Genomic DNA, 17,888 nt, shown 5'->3' with positions numbered 1-17,888 from the left:
AGCCCAGTCTTCGGACTGGGCTTTTTGCTTTGCAGCGGCAGCGTAATGCGGCTCTGCCGGCGCGCCGTGTCGGATGCGGCGCGCGATCAACGCCATTCAACGCGTTAGCGCCGCCAGCGCCTGCTCCACTTCCTCGATCACGTCGTCCCAGCGCCCGAGTTGCCGTTGCCGGAACAACCTCGCCGACGGATACCACGGGCTATCGGTGCGCGCCGTCATCCAGCGCCAGTCGGTGCAGGTCGGCAACAGAATCCACACCGGCACGCCCGCCGCGCCCGCGAGATGCGCAACCGACGTATCGACGGTAATCACGAGATCGAGCGACTGGACGATGGCAAGCGTATCCGTAAAACGCTCGATCTCCTTGCCGAGCGGCGTGATCTCGACACCCTCGAGCGGCGCATCCAGTTCTTCCTGCGCCCCGCCCTTCTGCAACGAAAACCACGACACACTTTGCGTTGCGAGCACCGGCCGCAACGCGCGCAGCGCGAGCGAACGATAGCGATCGAGCCGGTAGTCGGGGTTCCCCGCCCAGACGAGACCCACGCGTAGCTTGCCCGCGCTGCGCGGCGTCACACCATCGAGCCGCCCGCGCCAACGCTCGACCAGCGTCGGTGGCGCAGCGAGGTAAGGCATGGCGAGCGGCAACATGTCGAGCGTGAGGCCCATGTGTTCGGGCAGGCGAAACATGCGGCACCAGTAGTCGTAGGACTCGCGCGGCATCGTGGTCCACGCGCGATGCACGCCGCGCGAGCACGCGGCCACGTCGCCGATCGCCTTGTCGACCCACACGTCGACGGTCGCGCCTTGCCGGTTCAGCCAGTCGATGTAGCGCAGCGACTGAAGCTGATCGCCGAGACCTTGCTCGCCGACCAGCAGAAAACGCCGCCCCGCCAGCGGCTCGCCAGTCCACTCGGGAAACGGCGGGCGCACGAGCGTCGCGTTCCCGGCGAGACGTTCGTGCCAGCGATATTGCCGCCACCCGTTCGCGAAATCGCCGTCGCGCAACTGCGTCACGGCGACGTTGAACTGCACGTGCTCGTCGTCGGGCAGACGACGGGCGGCCAGCGCGGCGTGATGGCGCATGCCCGCGTGATCGCCCAGCATGTTGGATGCGTAACCCGCGTTGTGATGCAGCTCGCCGCGTTCGGCATCGAGCGCGAGACCTTGCATCGAGACCTCGTAAGCGGCCTCGTAGCGATCTATGTCATTCAGCGCGAAGCCCAGGTCTTCGAGCGCCGGGAGATCGGCCGCGAACTCGGCGCGCAATTGCGCGAGTTGCGCATTCCACGCGGCTTCGTCGCCGAGTTGCGCAAGCGCTTTCAGCAGGTCGATGCTGTCGGCGCGATGCGCGCGATTCAGTGCGCACGCGCGGCGCAACCAGGAGACGGCATCGCCATAACGCTTCTCCTCGAGGCTGAGGTCCGCGAGACGCCGCAACGCATGATGCAGCGTCGGGTCGCACACGAGCGCCGCCTCGTAATGCTCACGCGCCTCGCCAGTGCGGCCGGCGAGCTTGAACACGTCGGCGAGATTGCGATGCAAGGTTGCCGTGCCGCCGCCCAGCGCGAGCGCGCGCCGATAAAACGCCTCCGCAGGCACGAGTTCGCGCGCCAGGGCAGCCAGCAGCCCACGATGTTCCCAAAGGTCGGCACGCTCGGGCGCGGCATGAATCGCGCGGTCGAGAAACTCGCGTGCGCGCTCGCTATCGCCATCGCGAAAATGCACGAGCGCGACGCGATGCAACGCGTGCGCGTGCTGCGTATCGCACGCTAGCACGGCTTCGTACGCGGCAAGCGCTTCTCGCGAGCGGCCATGTTCGAAATGCTGATCGGCGAGCGCAAGCGTCCCGGAAACGCTCGCTTCGTCAGTAAGCGCGATGGCGTGGTGGTTCATGAAGTGACGCCGTGTGGCCGGCTAGAGAGTTCGGATGGATGCACGGCGAAGGCCGCGTCGCGATTTTTTAAAGATAACGAAGATCGGCGCGCATCCGAATCAGACATCTCTGAAATCCACATCGCGTGTCAGACGGTGCGAGCCGCACGCGCTCCGATGTGTATCAAAGTGCATCAATACATCGGGCGCATCGCTGAAAGAATTTATGCAAATCAGGCAATAAATCGCGTTGCGGCGCGCCGATCGTTCGGCATTAATTCAGGGAACGTTAAAACGAACGCTTACATCGTTTTAATTATGTTTAACATTCTCAGTCAACCGGCGCGCACAATGGGCCGTTAATAAGACGATGGTGACGGGAAATCTGTCGTTGGCGGGGAACGCGCGCCGTTGCGGCAACGCGGCGCGGCAAGATGTTGGAACCGCGAGCGGGCGAGGCAGCACGCGACATACGGAAGTTTGCAGACGCAGCAGCGGTCGCGAAGGACGGCTTGCCGGATGCTGGAATTCGTGGTTGCCGGCCGCAAAATATCCTGAGGATTATATTCCCGGGCGGTTATCAAGTTGTGACGCTGTGCGGTTAAAGCAACAGACATCCGCGAAAAGGATTGTTCCTGAAAAGCGGGGTAGCGCAATTGAAGTGCCGGGTCGGATAATCGGCCTACACAGGAGAATTACCATGGACGCCAAACCGCCAAGAATTCCAACCCCGGACCAAATCTTCAGCCCGGACCCGGAACCGGTGGCCGTCGAGTTTCTCGGGGACGAACTCCCTGCTCACGTGCGCGCTTTCCTCGACGAACAGCGCAAGGGTCACGAGCAAAAGTAACACACGCGCATTGCTCGCGCGCGCTCGCCAATTTACTCAGCTTGCGGCGCGAGCGCGTGGATGCGCGTGGCGCCACGCGCGGCGTCCTGAGCGCAGCGCGCCTCGAACATGCCAAGCGAGCGCGACGTACCGCGCCGGCCGCAAGCTGGCCATAACCGGCTATGCTTCGCTTTTCCTCGCCGGCCGGTTCCATTCGATGACCTTGCTCTCCCGCCTGAGCGCGCGTTGCGCCGCTGCGCTGCTGCTCGCTCTGCCCGTCGTTTCCGCGCATGCCGATGGCGACGACACCGCCCTCACGAATCTCGTCGCCCTCGTCTCGCAGCGCCTCGCGCTCGCCGAGCCCGTCGCGCACTGGAAGTGGCAGCATCACAAGCCGATCACCGACACCCCGCGTGAAAACGCGCTCATCGCCGAAGTCGAGAAACGCGCGAAACCGGCCGGTGTCAATCCCGAATTCGCGCACGCGTTTTTCCGCGATCAGATCGACGCGAGCACGCAAGTGCAAAAAGCGCTGTTCGAGACGTGGCGCACTTCGCAGGCGCCCGCCGATCCCGCACCCGATCTCGCCACGGCCACGCGGCCGCGGCTCGACCAGCTCACCGGCCAGTTGATCGGCGCGCTCGCTCGCGTCCAGCCGGTACGCGCAGCATCCGACTGCCCCTCGCGCGTCGCGCAAGCCGTGGCGAACTGGAAGCAACTGACGCGTTACGACTCCGCACGCGCGAACGCCATGAACCAGGCGCTCGGGCATGTTTGCGAATCGGGTGGCGTGGGCGGCGTCGCCTGATAAGGCGCGCTCAGTCGAGGTCGATTGCCGCGGCGAATTGCTGGGGTTGCGCGGGTTGCAGCGGCTGAACGCGCAAGCCGCGCTCGAAACGGTCTTGCAGGATCCGCCAGGTCGACGGCTCGAACCGGCGCTCGACGCAGGCGTCGGCGAGCGCCGCGGCTTCGGCCGCGCTCGCGTATGCGCCGACATAACACCAGCGATCGATCAGATGGAAAACGTCGACGCCGCTCGCGGCGTCCTGTTCCTGCACGAGCACCGCGCTAACGAACGGCCAGGGGGCGCCGCTCAAATCGACAGGATCTTGCTTCGAGAGGCGCGGCACGCGATTGAAGCTCGGCTTCAGTTCCGCGATCCATTGCGCCTCGACCAGCAACGCGCCCAGCTCGCCGCCCGTCGCGCGCCACGCCACACGCCTCACCTGCTGCGCCATGCGCCGCTCACGCGCGGAACGCCGTTCGCCCGACAAGTGCGAGCGCACGCGCTGACGCACGCGTACGCTGCGTCCGACGTACAGCGGCACATCGTTTTCGCCGTAGAACGCATAGACACCGTGGCCGGCCGGCGCGGTCTCGATCAGATCGTCGGTGATATCGCCCGCAAGCACGTGGCGGCGCGTGAGCCGCTCGATCTGCGCGGCCAGCGCTGGCGCGGCGACGAGCCCGCGCAGACGCTGCCAGAATTGCCAGACCAGATCGGCGTCGGCGAGCGCGCGGTGGCGATCCGACGGCACGAGCGCATGCCGCTCGACCAGCGCGTCGAGGCCGTGGCGCTTTTCGGCTGGAAACAATGCGCGCGACAACCGCACGGTACACAGCACGTCGGGATTGAACGACAAGCCGACGCGCTCGAATTCGGCGCGCAGAAAGCCGCGATCGAACGCCGCGTTGTGCGCGACGAACAGCTTGCCGGCGAGCCGGGCGTGCAATTGCGCAGCGACCTCGGCGAAACGCGGCGCGCCTCGCACCATGTCGTTCGTAATGCCGGTGAGCTGCTGGATAAAGGGCGGAATCGTCTGCCCCGGATCGACTAGCGTGCTCCACCGTGTCACCTGTCCGTCCACCACTTCCACGACCCCGATTTCGGTGATGCGGTGCTCGCCGATCGAGCCGCCCGTCGTCTCGAGATCGACGAAAGCAAGGGGTACCTCGCCGGCTGCGGGCGCGGCGCTTTGGGAAGTTTCAAACATGGTGCAACTGCGTGAAGAGAACGAAACGGCCCAAGTATGCACTCTCCGGACGGTTTGCGTCGATGCGCTCCGTGACTGGCCGGGGCATGAGCCGGATTGCCGCATTAATGCCGCCCTTTGCGGCGACGTAACGCAGGCGGACTCCGATGCCCTTTCGCAAGTCGAGCTTTTTTATAAACACCGACGCGATATCTCAATGAGAAAAATATAATCTCGTCAATATGGGGTTTTCCCGGCATTATCGGCAGGAACGCGCCGGAATGGTTATTACGCATTCCCGCATGCCAAAATAAAAAAGCCTCGGGAATTCCCGAGGCCTTGCGATCTTGCGCTGCGTGGCATGACGCCCGATGTGCTGCCTGAGCCGCATGCCCGGCAAGCGCCGGCGCGGCGCGCTTAGATCGGCTGGATGTTCGCTGCCTGCTTGCCCTTCGGTCCCTGCTTGACTTCGAACGAGACGCGCTGGTTTTCCTTCAACGACTTGAAGCCGTCGATGCGGATTTCCGAAAAGTGCGCGAACAGATCGTCGCCGCCGGCGTCAGACGTGATGAAGCCGAAGCCCTTCGCATCGTTGAACCATTTGACAATACCGGTTTCCATGCTTTTTCCCTCAAGATTTTAATGACGCGGGCATTAACCCTTACGCCGAAAGTCAGCCAATTCTGCTGTCCCGCATTCGCCGACCTACGTAAAGGTTAAGCAGCGAAACAAAAATCAGCCTTGCCGTTATAAAGGGAACGCCAATCGCCAGTCAAGCGAATTTTTTATAACAGCATTCCCGATTTCTCGATAAACCCGCGCGCGTCAAAAATTCAGCAAAAAAGCACATGCAAGGCGAATAAAGCCACTCTCCGCGTCATTTTTACCCGATTATCTGTCTGACATTTCTTTTCCCCGGAAAGATTTCCCGGAGTGTAACAATTCGTGTCAAACGTAAGTGTTTTTCCCGGTTGTTCGGGTAATGCATTCAACCCAAAATTCATAGTGTTAGCGGAATCCGGGAGGCGATCATGCTGACGATTTTACGGCGATGGATTCACTGGCTCGTGCGCAACGAAGGCGTGACGCCGACGGCTGCGGAGGCCGACACCTACGGCTCCTGGCACGGCGACCACTGGCATAACCTGCTGTGTTCACCGATGGACGCGCGGCATTACGTAATGGAAGACTGGAGCCTGCAACCCGAGCCGCCCCATGCGGAAGCTCGATAAGGCTCGATAGACCTTAAGTGCGAGGCAAAAAAAAGCGCGGCTGAAAGGCCGCGCCGACAAAGGTTTGGAGATCTTTTTCGTCAACGAAAAAGTCTGCTTCGAAAAGCAGCCATTACAGTATAGCCGCAGCCATGTCTGACCATTAAGCGTGCGGCGCACAATCCTCTGTTACGTCAGACGCAATAATCGAATGCGGTGTTTAAAACAATTTCGCGCTCGATTACGGTGGCTTTCCTGTAGCGATTGCACAACGCTTGTTCGGTTGACACTTTTCACCGCGCGCCTCGAATTTCGCTGAAGCCCTTTACAGACGGGCCTCGCAGCGATTTTCTAAATAATTTCCTCTGCCGCAATACTTTATTGCGCAAATCGGAATACCCCGTTTCCGAGCACCCTCTCTACACTCTGCCTGTCTGGAAACCGATCCGGCGGATTAATTCGTACCACGCGAACATGCCTCTCGCTGCGATTCGCGTGGACGGTTTCCCAAACAGGGTTCGACGAAACCCACCTCTGTTCTCGGAGTTTACAAAGATGAAAAAGACTCTCATGGTCGCTGCCCTGACGGGCGTTTTTGCAACGGCTGCTCACGCGCAAAGCAGCGTTACGCTGTACGGCCTGATCGACGCAGGCATCACGTACGCCAACAACTCGGGCGGTCATAGCCTGTGGAAGGCGTCGAGCGGCACGGTCAACGGCAGCCGTTGGGGCCTGCGCGGCTCGGAAGACCTCGGTGGCGGTCTGAAGGCGATCTTCACGTTGGAAGACGGCTTCAACATCGATAACGGTTCGCTCGGCCAGTCGGGCCGCATGTTCGGCCGTCAAGCGTTCGTCGGTCTGGCAAGCAACCAGTACGGTGCCGTCACCCTCGGCCGTCAATACGACTCCGTCGTCGATTACCTCGCTCCGCTGTCGAACACCGGCACGCAATACGGCGGCACGATCGCGGCGCACCCGTATGACAACGACAACCTGAACAACTCGGTCCGTTTCAACAACACGATCAAGTACAGCAGCGTCAACTACGCTGGCTTCAAGTTCGGCGGCACGTACTCGTTCTCGAACAGCTCGCAATTCGCGAACAACCGTGCGTACAGCTTCGGTGCTTCGTATAACTGGGGCGGCCTGAACGTTGCTGGCGGCTACCTGCAACTCAACAACGACATCACGAACGCCACGTTCGCGAACGCGAACGGCCCAGCATCGAGCGCAGCAGGCGCGCAAACCGGCGAATGGACGTTCCTGGCTGGCCGTCAGCGCACGTTCGGCGGCGGCGTGAACTACACGTTCGGCCCGGCAACGGCTGGCATCGTATACACGCAGACGAACCTGAGCGACGCAGCAGGCGGCGGCATCTCGGCGGCGCAAACGGGCCGTACCAACGGCTTCGCGTTCGGCGCAAACGGTGCTCGCTTCCAGAACTTTGAAGGTAACATCCGTTACGCTCTGACCCCGGCCCTGAGCCTGGCAGGTGCTTACACGTACACGCGTGCAAGCCTCGGCGGCGGCGTGAACCCGAACTACAACACGGTCGCTCTGCAGTCGGACTACGCACTGTCGAAGCGCACGGACGTCTACCTCCAGGGCGACTGGCAGCACGTTTCGTCGAACCCGGCGAACATCGGTGCTTACCTGAACGGCCTCGGCTCGGCGTCGACGACGCAAGACCAGGTTGCCGTGACGGTTGGCATGCGTCACCGCTTCTAAGCCTGCCTCCGGGCCTGTTTCAAGGCCTGGATGCAAGCTCGCGACTGGCCGCTTCGGCCAGTCCGGCAACGCAAAAGGCGCCGCTTGCGGCGCCTTTTCTCATTTCTGCCGACAAAACCTGCCAGCCAAACCCGCCGACAAGGCGCACGAACCGCGCTATACCGCCGGGTAGCTCACGTCTAGCACGTCGATGGGCGTGGGTCCCGCAGGCGTATGCAGAATCACCTGATCGCCGATCTTCGCCTTGAGCAACGCGCGCGCAATGGGTGAAATCCAGCTCACGTGGCCGTGATCGAGATCCACTTCGTCGATACCGACGATCGTGATCGTATGCACCTCGCCGTCCTCGGTCCCGTACTCGACCGTCGCGCCGAAAAACACCTGATCGACACTCTCCTGCCGGCTGCTGTCGACCACTTCGGCCAGATCGAGCCGCTTCGTGAGAAAGCGGATACGCCGGTCGATTTCGCGCAGCCGTCGCTTGCCGTAGATGTAATCGCCGTTCTCGGAGCGGTCGCCGTTCGAGGCCGCCCACGACACGAGCTTCACGACTTCGGGCCGTGCCTCGTCAATGAGGTGCAGCAGCTCGCTGCGCATGCGCTCGTAGCCCGCAGGCGTGATGTAGTTCTTCGCACCGGGTGGAATGGGCGGCAGACCGGCTTCGAGTTCGTCGTCGTCGTTGTCGGTCGATTCTTTGACAAAAGCCTTGTTCATGATGGATCGATGAAATGCGCGTTCGTAGCCTGACTTATGGGCGCGGCCTTTTGAGCGTGGCCCTTGTCCGGTCAGGTTACACGCGATGCACACGATAAGACAAATCGAGACAAATCGCGCCGAAGTCCTTCCCTTTTCCAAAACCTTTGCTATAATCTCACTTCTGCGTGCGGCTGTAGCTCAGTTGGATAGAGTACTTGGCTACGAACCAAGGGGTCGTGGGTTCGAATCCTGCCAGCCGCGCCACTTATTCGAAGCGTTTCCTGCTTCTAGGCAAGCACGAAAGGTTTCAAGCAGTATTCAGTAGTTGATGTCACGCTTTTGCGTGCGGCTGTAGCTCAGTTGGATAGAGTACTTGGCTACGAACCAAGGGGTCGTGGGTTCGAATCCTGCCAGCCGCGCCACCATTCGAAGGGCCTTTCCTTACGGAAAGGCCCTTTGTCTTTTTAGCGCCGTTTTCCGCGTGACCTTTCGAAGCCGGCTCGGCAGCGCCCTTTCGCCGAATCAGCGCGGCAACGATTTGACGTCGCCAATCTGCCCGTCGGGACGTGGCAAGTCCTCCACGTCGCCCACGGCGCCAGGCTCGTCCACCAGCTCCATGGTCGTGCCGTTGAGCGCTTGCGGCTGGCGCAGCATCTGCCCCACCGTCTCGCCGAAGCGGCTCGCCACGAACGCCCTCAGCAACGCCTCGCGCCGCGTCGCGCCGTGCGCCTCCACGGCGCGCGTACCGCCCTCGAATTCGGCCGAACAATAGGCGGGATCGCCGTCGCGCAAGTCGATGCGCCGTGAGCGTTCGAGCACCACGCCCGCCGCTTCCCACGACTCGCTCGGCATGAAGCGGCCGTCCCAGGGACGGCCGCGGTCGTTGCCGCGCACGGCGACGGTTTCGCCGCTGTCGGTGAAATAGATTTCGCGCACGAATTCCGGCAGGCTGCGCGCGACCCAATAGTCGAGCGCCATGCCGGTGAGATCAGCTACGTTCATGTGTGCCCTCGTCTCGGATTCGAAGGTGAATCGCAACGCTTTGTGCCGCAAAAGCCGGGCCGCCCCCGAACGGTTGCAACGGCGCGACGCCGGAACGCGGCGCCGGCTCAGTGGCCAGCCGCTAGTAGTCCGCGCGCTCGCGGTCGATGCGCATGCCGCCGTCGTGACGATGATGCCCGTCGTCGCTCGGACGCTCGCGCGCAATGCGCATCACGTCCGGGTTGGTGCGCACGCGGCGCATGACGTTCGCAAGATGCACGCGATCGCTCACCTGGATCACGAAGCGCAGCAGATTCGACTCCTGCGCGAGGTCGTCGTCCATGGCGATGTGGACAATATTGGCGTCGGCGGACGTGATGTCGGCGGCCACGCGCGCGAATACGCCCTTGGTGTTCTTCACGAGCACCTTCACGGCGACGTCGAACAGGCGTCCCGGCTGCGGCGCCCAGGCGACGTCGATCCAGCGGCCCGGATCGCGGCGGTGAATGCGCTGCGCCACGCGGCAGTCGGTGGTGTGAATCGCCATGCCGAGCCCGATGCCGATGTAACCCATGATGTCGTCGCCGGGAATCGGGCGGCAACAGGCCGAAAGCTGCACCGACATGCCTTCCGTGCCCGTGATGACGACCGGCGGCGCATGCGGCGCGTTCGGGTCGCGCGGCGCGTGATGATGCTCGGGATCGTCGGCGTCCTGGCCGTTCATCAGCACTTCGATGCGCTTGGCCATGACCGCCGCCACGCGCCGGCCAAGGCCGATGTCGGCGAAAATTTCCTGGCGGTTCTTGTTGCCCGTCCACTGCACGAGCTTGTCCCACACTTCCGGCGACACTTCGGCAAGCTGGTAGCCGTAGCCCTTGAGCGCCTGATCGACGAGCCGCTCGCCAAGCTGCACGGACTCCGTGAGCCGCATCGTCTTGAGATAATGACGGATCGCGGAACGCGCCTTGCCGGTGCGCACGAAACCGAGCCACGCGGGGTTCGGCTTCGAATACGGCGCCGTGATCACTTCCACGATGTCGCCGCTCTTGAGCTCCGTGCGCAGCGGCAGCAATTCGTTGTTGATCTTCACCGCGACGCACTGGTTGCCCAGGTCGCTGTGGATCGAATACGCGAAGTCGAGCGCCGTGGCGCCGCGCGGCAACGCCATGATTTTCGACTTCGGCGTGAACACGTACACGGCATCCGGGAACAGGTCGATCTTGACGTGTTCGAGGAATTCACTGGAGTCGCCCGCTTCGCTCTGAATGTCGAGCAGCGACTTGAGCCACTGGTGCGCGCGCTTTTGCACGTCGTTCAGGTCAGCGCCGCCGTTCTTGTAAAGCCAGTGCGCGGCCACGCCCGCTTCGGCGATCTCGTGCATCTTGCGCGTGCGCACCTGAAACTCGATGGGCGCGCCGAACGGACCCACGAGCGTGGTGTGCAGCGACTGATAGCCGTTCACCTTGGGAATGGCGATGTAATCCTTGAACTTGCCCGGCACCGGCTTGTAGAGCGCATGGAGCGCGCCGATGCACGTATAGCATTCGAGCGCCGACTCCACCACCACGCGAAAGCCGTACACGTCGAGCACCTGCGAGAACGACAACTGCTTGTCGCGCATCTTCTTGTAGATGCTGAAGATGGTTTTCTCGCGGCCCGTGACTTCGGCGTCGAGCTTCGCCTCGGCGATCGCGCGCTGCACCGCTTCGAGAATCTTGCTCACCACTTCGCGCCGATTGCCGCGCGCCGACTTCACCGCTTTTTCGAGCGTGGCGTAGCGGTTTGGATTGAAGTTCGCAAAGCTCAGGTCCTGCAACTCGCGATACGTGTTGTTCAGGCCCAGACGGTGCGCGATGGGCGCGTAGATGTCGATGGTTTCGCGCGCCACGCGGCGGCGCTTCTCGGGCGGCACCGCGCCGAGCGTGCGCATGTTGTGCAGCCGGTCGGCGAGCTTGACGAGAATGACGCGCACGTCGCGCGCCATCGCGAGCAGCATCTTGCGGAAATTTTCCGCCTGCGCTTCCTCGCGGTTGCGAAACTCCATCTTGTCGAGTTTCGACAGGCCGTCGACCAGTTCCGCGACTTTCGCGCCGAAGCGCTCGGCGAGTTCCGCCTTGGTCACGCCCTGGTCTTCCATCACGTCGTGCAGGAGCGCGGCCATGATCGACTGCGCGTCGAGCTTCCAGCCGGCGCAGATTTCCGCGACGGCGACGGGATGGGTGATATAGGGTTCGCCGCTCTGGCGATATTGCCCGAGGTGGGCTTCGTCGCTGAAGTGGAACGCCGCCTTCACTTCCTTGATTTCCTCGGGCGTGAGGTAACCGGAAAGCGCGGCGGTCAGATTGGCGATGGAGACGACCCCGTGCTTGCGGGGCTGCTCCGGCGTCGCGGTGGGCCCGAACAGATGGCGAAACGACTGTTCGAGAACCGCGTCGATGTAATTGCGCGCAGGGTTCGCGGTCTCGGCTTCCTGGTCCACCTCGGTGGCCGGTGAGGGCGTCGTGCTCATGTTCCCCTCCGTATCAGGTCTGGCGTTGACGGTTGATGCGATCGTTGCGGCTGCGCGTATGACGAATGACGGTAAAGCAAAAACGGGCACGCGTGAAGGCGTGCCCCGATGCCGTTAGACCGGCACCTTCTTCAGCATTTCCAGACCCACCTGGCCGGAAGCGATCTCGCGCAGCGCGACGACGGTCGGCTTGTCGCGGCTTTCGATCTTCGGCGTGTGACCTTGTGCGAGCTGGCGCGCGCGATACGTCGCGGCGAGCGCCAGTTCGAAGCGGTTCGGAATCTGTTTCAAACAATCTTCGACGGTGATGCGGGCCATGTCGGTTTCCTTCTCATTCTCAGCAGGTTCTTATTCTACCTTATGTGCCCGATGCGCCGGGCTGGGGCTGGTGGATACCGAGCTGCACGAACAGCTCCGTATGCCGCGCATATTGCGAAGCGAAACGCAGACGCGTCGCGCTCACGATGTTGCGCAGTTCCTGCAACGCACGATCGAAGTTTTCGTTGATGACGACGTACTCCGACTCGCTGGCATGCGCAATCTCGCTGCCTGCCGCCAGCAGACGCCGCGTGATCACGTTCGGTTCGTCCTCGCCGCGCTTTTTCAGGCGGTCGGCGAGCGCTTCGAGCGACGGCGGCAGGATGAAAATCTCCACCGCGTTGCGAAACTGTTTCTTCACCTGCTGCGCGCCCTGCCAGTCGATTTCGAGCAGCACGTCGCAGCCCTGCTTCATCTGGTCCTCGATCCACACGCGCGAGGTGGCGTAGTAGTTGCCATGCACTTCCGCGCTTTCGAGAAACTCGCCGGCCGCATGACGCGTGAGGAAATCGTCGACGGTCGTGAAGTGGTAATGCTCGCCGTCGCGCTCCTTCGAACGCGGCTCGCGCGTCGTGTACGAGATCGACAGACGGATCGCGCTGTCCTCGGCGAGCAACGCGTTCACGAGCGTGGACTTGCCCGCGCCCGAAGGCGCGACCACCATGAACAGATTGCCGGGATACGTGCCCGCGTACGGATTGCGCTTCTTCTCGGGCTTCACGTCGGCGGCTTTCACTTCCGTGAGCGACGCGTGGGTGGAGTCGGTCATGTTGGTTGCTTCCTTATTCCAGATTCTGCACTTGCTCGCGCATCTGCTCGATGAGCAGCTTGAGCGTCATCGAGGCATCGGCAAGCTCCTTCGCCGCCGCCTTCGAGCCCAGCGTGTTCGCTTCGCGGTTGAGCTCCTGCATCATGAAGTCGAGCCGCTTGCCCACGCGCCCGCCCTTCTCGATCACATGGCGCGTTTCATTCAGATGCGCGGTGAGACGCGACAGTTCTTCGGCGATGTCGATGCGGATGCCGTACATCGTCACTTCCTGGCGAATGCGTTCGGCCACTTCGTCGCGCGAAATGTTGCCGATGTTGCCGCCGCTGCCGTTCCCTTCGCCAATGGGCGCTGCAATGCCGAGCGCTTCCTGCAAGCGCTCGACGATCTTCTGCTGATGCTTCGCGATCAGTTCCGGCACGAGCGGCGTGATGCGCGCGACGATCGCTTCCATCTCGGTGACGTTCGCGAGCAGCATGGTCGCGAGTTGCGCGCCTTCGCGCGCGCGCACTTCGATGAGATCGGCGATGGCTTGCTTGCCGCAGCCGAGCACCGCGTCGCGCAGCACCTCGGGCGCCACGCCGCTTTCGGCGAGCACGCCCGGCCAGCGCAGGATTTCGCCCGTGCGCAACCGGCCCGACTCGGGAAACGCATCGAGCACCGCGCGCTCCAGCACGGCAAGCTGTTCCAGCGCGTCGCGGTTGAGCGCGCCCGCGTTGGCGGCCTGCTCGGCGCGCTGGATGTTGATGCGGATGTCGACCTTGCCGCGCGAGAGCTTCGTCATCAGCATCTCGCGCAGCGTCGGCTCGATCACGCGAACGTCCTCGGGCATGCGGAAGTTCAGGTCGAGGAAGCGCGAATTCACGGTGCGCAATTCGACGGAAACGCTCGCGCCGCCCGCGCCCGATGCCGCAGCAAGCTCGCGCGTGGCGCTGGCATAGCCGGTCATGCTGTAAATCATGGTTCGTCTCGCGAAGAAGCCGTGGTGTCGCGCCAAACGCGCGCGGAGCACGGCGGGAAAATCGAGGCGCCCGGCGCGTAGTCGTCGACGGTCTGGGAAACGGACGAGAGCGCGGAGCGGAGAATCCGTATTATCCCATTTTTGGCGGCGCGCCCTTCGAATGCGCGTGTCCGCGCGCCCGTGCCGCGCGCTTCTCTCGTGGCTTCCCGTGGCTTCTCGTGCGCGCGCTCGCGGCGGCTGGCGCGCGGCTTCTCGCCCCGACGTCCCGTCACGCTTCCATCACGTTTGCGTCACGCTTCCACCGCGCCGGCTTCCCTGCCTCGCGCGCCGCCCGGCGCGCACCGCTTTCGCCGGGCGGGCGGCACGCATCGCGCCGCGCACGAAGGCGGTAAAATTGCGGTTTCCCTTCCCCGCCGTGCTCCATGCACGCAAACCGGCACCTTCCACGATGACCCAACCGATCCAGCGCCCGTCGGGCCGCGCGGCCGACCAGCTTCGCGACGTCCGCATCACCCGCCACTACACGAAGCACGCCGAAGGCTCGGTGCTCGTCGAATTCGGCGACACCAAGGTGCTGTGCACCGCGAGCGTCTCCGAAAGCGTGCCGCCGTTCCTGCGCGACAAGGGCCAAGGCTGGCTCACGGCCGAATACGGCATGCTGCCGCGCGCCACGCACACGCGCAGCGACCGCGAAGCCGCGCGCGGCAAGCAAACCGGCCGCACGCAGGAAATCCAGCGCCTGATCGGCCGGGCGATGCGCGCGGTGTTCGACCTCGAAGCGCTCGGCGCGCGCACCATCAATCTCGACTGCGACGTGCTGCAAGCCGACGGCGGCACGCGCACGGCCAGCATCACGGGCGCGTTCGTCGCGGCGCACGATGCCGTGTCGAAGCTGCTCGCCACCGGCCGCCTCGAACGCTCGCCGATCCGCGACTACGTGGCCGCGATTTCGGTCGGCATCCACGAGGGCGTGCCCGTGCTCGATCTCGACTATGCCGAAGATTCGCAGTGCGACACCGACATGAACGTGGTGATGACGGGCTCGGGAGGGCTTGTCGAAGTTCAGGGCACGGCCGAAGGCGCGCCGTTCTCGCGCGACGAACTCAGCGCGCTGATCGACCTCGCGCAAGGCGGTATCCGCACGCTGATCGAAAAGCAGAAAGCCGCGCTGGAGATCGTGCATGGCTGATGCTTTAAACAGCGCTTCGAACAGCGCCTCGACCGGCGCCCCAGGCGGCGCAACCGCGACGAGCGGCGCCACGAACGGCGCCATGAATAGCGCTATGAAGCGCGTCGTGCTCGCGTCGAACAACGCGGGCAAGCTGCGCGAATTCGCGGCGCTGCTGGGCGCGGCCGGCATCGAACTCGTGCCGCAAGGCGCGCTGAACGTGCCGGAAGCCGAGGAACCGCATCCGACCTTCGTCGAAAACGCGCTCGCGAAGGCGCGTCACGCGGCGAAGCTCACGGGCCTGCCCGCCATCGCCGACGATTCGGGCTTGTGCGTGCGCGCGCTGCGTGGAGCGCCGGGCGTGCATTCGGCGCGCTATGCGCAACGCGCGGGCGGCGAAAAAAGCGACGCCGCGAACAACGCGCTGCTCGTCGCCAATCTCAAGGAACACGCCGACCGCCGCGCGTACTACTACTGCGTGCTCGCGCTCGTGCGCCACGCGGAAGATCCCGAGCCGCTCATCGCCGAAGGCCGCTGGCAGGGCGTCGTGATCGACGCGCCGCGCGGCGGGAACGGCTTTGGCTACGATCCCTACTTCTACGTGCCCGAACTCGAAGCCACGGCCGCCGAAGTCGATCCGGCGCTCAAGAACGCGTCGAGCCATCGCGCGATCGCGCTGCGCCAACTGCTCGCGCGGCTTCAGGAGGAAGCGTGAGCCGGCAGCACCGCATCGGCATCGAAGTCGTGAAGTCGTTCACGATGCCGGGCAGCGTTCGCCTGACTTCGCTGCCGCCGCTTTCGCTTTACGTGCATTTTCCGTGGTGCGTGCGCAAGTGCCCGTATTGCGATTTCAACTCGCACGAGTGGAAAGGCGAGCGCTTTCCCGAAGACGATTATCTCGACGCCTTGCGCGCCGACCTCGAACAGGCGCTCCCGCTCGTGTGGGGCCGCCAGGTACACACGATCTTCATCGGCGGCGGCACGCCCAGCCTGCTTTCGGCCAAGGGACTCGACCGCCTGCTTTCCGACGTGCGCGCGCTGCTGCCGCTCGACGCCGACGCCGAAATCACGCTCGAAGCGAATCCCGGCACCTTCGAAGCCGCGAAATTCGCGCAGTTTCGCGCAAGCGGCGTGAACCGGCTTTCGGTCGGCATCCAGAGTTTCAACGAGGCGCATTTGAAGGCGCTCGGCCGGATTCACGACGCGGCGCAGGCGCGTCATGCCGTGGAAGTCGCGGCGAGCACGTTCGACAACTTCAACCTCGACCTGATGTTCGCGCTGCCGCAGCAAACGCTCGCCGAATGTCAGGCCGACATTGAAACGGCGTTCGCGTTCAAGCCGCCGCATCTGTCGCTCTATCACCTCACGCTCGAACCGAACACGCTGTTCGCGAAGTTTCCGCCCACGCTGCCCGACGACGATCAATCCGCCGACATGCAGGAATGGATTCACGCGCGCACCGCCGAGGCAGGCTATGGGCGCTACGAGGTGTCGGCGTATGCGCAGCCGGGCCGGCAGTCGCAGCACAACCTCAACTACTGGCGTTTCGGCGATTACCTCGGCATCGGCGCGGGCGCGCATTCGAAGCTCTCGTTTCCGAACCGGATCGTGCGCCAGATGCGCTACAAGCATCCGACGTCGTTCATCGAACAGGCGCGCGCCGGCACGCCGATCCAGGAAGAACACGAGGTGAGCGCGCGCGATCTGCCGTTCGAATTCATGCTGAACGCGCTGCGGCTCGTGGAAGGCTTTCCGGTGCATCGCTTCATCGAGCGCACGGGCTTGCCGATCACGACGATCGAGCCGGCGCTGCGCGATGCGGAACAACGCGGACTCATCACGCGCGACCACGAAAAAATCGCGCCGACCGAACTCGGCCAACGCTTCCTCAACGACCTGCAAGCGCTGTTTTTGAAGGACGACGCGTGAAGCTTTGATGCGAACGGCGTTTATGCGCCGAGGCTGCCGTGCGGCGAACGATCCAGGTTACAATGCGCGGCTCCGGAGGTGTGGCAGAGTGGTTGAATGCACCGGTCTTGAAAACCGGCGAAGGGGTAACCCTTCCGTGAGTTCGAATCTCACCGCCTCCGCCAGAAAGGGCGGTGGAAACCCTGTAAGTTCAAGGACTTATGGGGTTTTTGTTTTTTCCGGCCCATCAAATAGCCCATCAGCGAGCAGTGTTTCACGGCTGGGCGAGCGATTCCGCCCGATGGCTCGCCAGTCGCCTAGCCGCTTCGTTCCGCTAGAATCCGTCTCTACATTCGTGACGCTTGCGGGGGGCATCGTGAACGACCCGTATTCATACAGAGCAATCAATCCGCTGTGGAACCTGGTTGACCCGCTCAGCGTGGAAGATGCAGCGGCGCTTATCGCCGGGGTTGACCCGCATTCTATCGACGAGACCCGGAAATACTTCAGGGACCCCGAAAGCAACATGACCGATAGCAGCGGGATTGCATGGGTACGGACGGCGCAAACCGCGCTTGCAAATGCCGTAATGGCCAAGCACCTGAATGCGACGATACGCCGAACGGCCTGGCAACGCGGATGGGACGAAGAACCGGGCGAGTGAGTTTGCACAGCGCGATCTGGCTGTAGCGAGCCATCATAAAAATTGTCCGAGGTGCGAAATGTCCGAACGCATCAACGCCAGCGAGTTTGCACGCCGCGAAGGATGCAACGAAAAACAGGTGCGGCGCGGCGTCGAGCGCGGCGCGCTGGTGCGTGGGGACGATGGGCTGATTGACGCCGCGCAGGTCGGCACGGCATGGCGCAGGGCAAACCGGCGCACGCTCCAGAAGGCCACACAGAGGCCGCACGTCGCGGCGGCAACGCAGAGCCACATGCGCAACGGCGAGACGCCCCCAGGCGCG

At 63.3% G+C, this 17,888-nt stretch carries 17 protein-coding genes, 3 tRNA genes and 1 pseudogene; 12 read left to right on the top strand and 9 right to left on the bottom strand.

The genetic code is table 11. From position 1 onward, the window contains the following. Positions 1-96: 96 nt before the first annotated feature. The gene (locus tag U5805_RS31070) at positions 97-1,896 is read right to left on the bottom strand and encodes a tetratricopeptide repeat protein (RefSeq protein WP_322107320.1); all 1,800 of its coding nucleotides are present in this window, start codon (positions 1,894-1,896) and stop codon (positions 97-99) included. Between the two features lie 679 nt (positions 1,897-2,575). Between U5805_RS31070 and U5805_RS31065 the strand changes: the two genes are divergently transcribed. After that, positions 2,576-2,725: a hypothetical protein gene (locus tag U5805_RS31065; RefSeq protein WP_199272259.1), complete on the top strand. Its 150-nt coding sequence runs from the start codon at positions 2,576-2,578 to the stop codon at positions 2,723-2,725. 196 nt (positions 2,726-2,921) lie between these two features. Then, a complete protein-coding gene (locus U5805_RS31060; RefSeq protein ID WP_322107319.1) occupies positions 2,922-3,512 on the top strand; it encodes a chorismate mutase in 591 nt (196 codons plus the stop codon). A 10-nt stretch (positions 3,513-3,522) separates the two neighbouring features. On the opposite strand, the gene U5805_RS31055 is transcribed toward U5805_RS31060, so the two are convergent. Together U5805_RS31055 and U5805_RS31050 are read right to left on the bottom strand one after the other, a co-directional pair. Then, the gene (locus tag U5805_RS31055; protein WP_322107318.1) at positions 3,523-4,698 is read right to left on the bottom strand and encodes an exonuclease domain-containing protein; all 1,176 of its coding nucleotides are present in this window, start codon (positions 4,696-4,698) and stop codon (positions 3,523-3,525) included. Between the two features lie 396 nt (positions 4,699-5,094). Further along, entirely contained in the window at positions 5,095-5,298 is a 204-nt protein-coding gene (locus tag U5805_RS31050; protein WP_322107317.1) for a cold-shock protein, read from the bottom strand. Between the two features lie 410 nt (positions 5,299-5,708). Between U5805_RS31050 and U5805_RS31045 the strand changes: the two genes are divergently transcribed. Both U5805_RS31045 and U5805_RS31040 read left to right on the top strand, forming a co-directional pair. Next, positions 5,709-5,909: a hypothetical protein gene (locus U5805_RS31045; RefSeq protein ID WP_322107316.1), complete on the top strand. Its 201-nt coding sequence runs from the start codon at positions 5,709-5,711 to the stop codon at positions 5,907-5,909. A gap of 534 nt (positions 5,910-6,443) precedes the next feature. After that, a complete protein-coding gene (locus U5805_RS31040) occupies positions 6,444-7,616 on the top strand; it encodes a porin (protein WP_322107315.1) in 1,173 nt (390 codons plus the stop codon). 156 nt (positions 7,617-7,772) lie between these two features. Here U5805_RS31040 and greB read toward each other — a convergent pair whose 3' ends face one another. Then, positions 7,773-8,330: a transcription elongation factor GreB gene (gene greB, locus U5805_RS31035; protein ID WP_322107314.1), complete on the bottom strand. Its 558-nt coding sequence runs from the start codon at positions 8,328-8,330 to the stop codon at positions 7,773-7,775. Between the two features lie 169 nt (positions 8,331-8,499). Here greB and U5805_RS31030 point away from each other — a divergent pair. Then, positions 8,500-8,576 (top strand) — tRNA-Arg (locus U5805_RS31030). Between the two features lie 81 nt (positions 8,577-8,657). Then, positions 8,658-8,734 (top strand) — tRNA-Arg (locus tag U5805_RS31025). A gap of 100 nt (positions 8,735-8,834) precedes the next feature. On the opposite strand, the gene U5805_RS31020 is transcribed toward U5805_RS31025, so the two are convergent. From U5805_RS31020 to U5805_RS31000, 5 genes are all read right to left on the bottom strand, one after another. Beyond that, complete coding sequence (locus tag U5805_RS31020) at positions 8,835-9,314, bottom strand: phage protein NinX family protein (protein WP_322107313.1); 480 nt, start codon at positions 9,312-9,314, stop codon at positions 8,835-8,837. A 121-nt stretch (positions 9,315-9,435) separates the two neighbouring features. Then, entirely contained in the window at positions 9,436-11,802 is a 2,367-nt protein-coding gene (locus U5805_RS31015) for a bifunctional (p)ppGpp synthetase/guanosine-3',5'-bis(diphosphate) 3'-pyrophosphohydrolase (RefSeq protein WP_322107312.1), read from the bottom strand. 114 nt (positions 11,803-11,916) lie between these two features. Continuing rightward, positions 11,917-12,120, bottom strand: coding sequence for a DNA-directed RNA polymerase subunit omega (gene rpoZ, locus U5805_RS31010; RefSeq protein WP_027817423.1), 204 nt, complete (start codon positions 12,118-12,120; stop codon positions 11,917-11,919). 40 nt (positions 12,121-12,160) lie between these two features. Continuing rightward, entirely contained in the window at positions 12,161-12,889 is a 729-nt protein-coding gene (gmk, locus tag U5805_RS31005) for a guanylate kinase (protein WP_322107311.1), read from the bottom strand. A gap of 13 nt (positions 12,890-12,902) precedes the next feature. Next, entirely contained in the window at positions 12,903-13,847 is a 945-nt protein-coding gene (locus tag U5805_RS31000) for a YicC family protein (protein ID WP_322107310.1), read from the bottom strand. A 448-nt stretch (positions 13,848-14,295) separates the two neighbouring features. Between U5805_RS31000 and rph the strand changes: the two genes are divergently transcribed. From rph to U5805_RS30970, 6 genes and pseudogenes are all read left to right on the top strand, one after another. After that, the gene (gene rph / locus U5805_RS30995; protein ID WP_322107309.1) at positions 14,296-15,036 is read left to right on the top strand and encodes a ribonuclease PH; all 741 of its coding nucleotides are present in this window, start codon (positions 14,296-14,298) and stop codon (positions 15,034-15,036) included. An 82-nt stretch (positions 15,037-15,118) separates the two neighbouring features. Next, positions 15,119-15,730, top strand: coding sequence for an RdgB/HAM1 family non-canonical purine NTP pyrophosphatase (gene rdgB, locus U5805_RS30990; RefSeq protein WP_322107308.1), 612 nt, complete (start codon positions 15,119-15,121; stop codon positions 15,728-15,730). Between the two features lie 44 nt (positions 15,731-15,774). After that, positions 15,775-16,944, top strand: coding sequence for a radical SAM family heme chaperone HemW (hemW, locus tag U5805_RS30985; RefSeq protein ID WP_322107321.1), 1,170 nt, complete (start codon positions 15,775-15,777; stop codon positions 16,942-16,944). 74 nt (positions 16,945-17,018) lie between these two features. Continuing rightward, a tRNA-Ser gene (locus tag U5805_RS30980) sits at positions 17,019-17,108 on the top strand. A 191-nt stretch (positions 17,109-17,299) separates the two neighbouring features. After that, positions 17,300-17,587 carry a hypothetical protein gene (locus U5805_RS30975; protein WP_322107307.1) on the top strand — a complete coding sequence of 96 codons (288 nt, stop codon included), beginning with the start codon at positions 17,300-17,302 and terminating at the stop codon, positions 17,585-17,587. 58 nt (positions 17,588-17,645) lie between these two features. Continuing rightward, positions 17,646-17,888, top strand: a pseudogene (locus U5805_RS30970) (hypothetical protein); the annotation flags it as partial.

It is taken from the genome of Paraburkholderia sp. J41, from assembly GCF_905220235.1.
GTDB lineage: Bacteria > Pseudomonadota > Gammaproteobacteria > Burkholderiales > Burkholderiaceae > Paraburkholderia.
The sequence above is the reverse complement of the archived record's forward strand: the minus strand, read 5'-3'. Positions and strand labels throughout refer to the sequence as shown.

Bases quoted from the DNA above. Each gene is read 5' to 3' on its own strand.
- U5805_RS31045 (WP_322107316.1), top strand. From the start codon at position 5,709: ATGCTGACGATTTTACGGCGATGGATTCACTGGCTCGTGCGCAACGAA.
- U5805_RS31040 (WP_322107315.1), top strand. From the start codon at position 6,444: ATGAAAAAGACTCTCATGGTCGCTGCCCTGACGGGCGTTTTTGCAACG.
- hemW (WP_322107321.1), top strand. From the start codon at position 15,775: ATGCCGGGCAGCGTTCGCCTGACTTCGCTGCCGCCGCTTTCGCTTTAC.
- U5805_RS31065 (WP_199272259.1), top strand. From the start codon at position 2,576: ATGGACGCCAAACCGCCAAGAATTCCAACCCCGGACCAAATCTTCAGC.
- U5805_RS31060 (WP_322107319.1), top strand. From the start codon at position 2,922: ATGACCTTGCTCTCCCGCCTGAGCGCGCGTTGCGCCGCTGCGCTGCTG.
- rph (WP_322107309.1), top strand. From the start codon at position 14,296: ATGACCCAACCGATCCAGCGCCCGTCGGGCCGCGCGGCCGACCAGCTT.
- U5805_RS31000 (WP_322107310.1), bottom strand. From the start codon at position 13,847: ATGATTTACAGCATGACCGGCTATGCCAGCGCCACGCGCGAGCTTGCT.
- gmk (WP_322107311.1), bottom strand. From the start codon at position 12,889: ATGACCGACTCCACCCACGCGTCGCTCACGGAAGTGAAAGCCGCCGAC.
- U5805_RS31020 (WP_322107313.1), bottom strand. From the start codon at position 9,314: ATGAACGTAGCTGATCTCACCGGCATGGCGCTCGACTATTGGGTCGCG.
- rdgB (WP_322107308.1), top strand. From the start codon at position 15,119: ATGAATAGCGCTATGAAGCGCGTCGTGCTCGCGTCGAACAACGCGGGC.
- U5805_RS31015 (WP_322107312.1), bottom strand. From the start codon at position 11,802: ATGAGCACGACGCCCTCACCGGCCACCGAGGTGGACCAGGAAGCCGAG.
- greB (WP_322107314.1), bottom strand. From the start codon at position 8,330: ATGAACAAGGCTTTTGTCAAAGAATCGACCGACAACGACGACGACGAA.
- U5805_RS31050 (WP_322107317.1), bottom strand. From the start codon at position 5,298: ATGGAAACCGGTATTGTCAAATGGTTCAACGATGCGAAGGGCTTCGGC.
- U5805_RS31070 (WP_322107320.1), bottom strand. From the start codon at position 1,896: ATGAACCACCACGCCATCGCGCTTACTGACGAAGCGAGCGTTTCCGGG.
- U5805_RS31055 (WP_322107318.1), bottom strand. From the start codon at position 4,698: ATGTTTGAAACTTCCCAAAGCGCCGCGCCCGCAGCCGGCGAGGTACCC.
- rpoZ (WP_027817423.1), bottom strand. From the start codon at position 12,120: ATGGCCCGCATCACCGTCGAAGATTGTTTGAAACAGATTCCGAACCGC.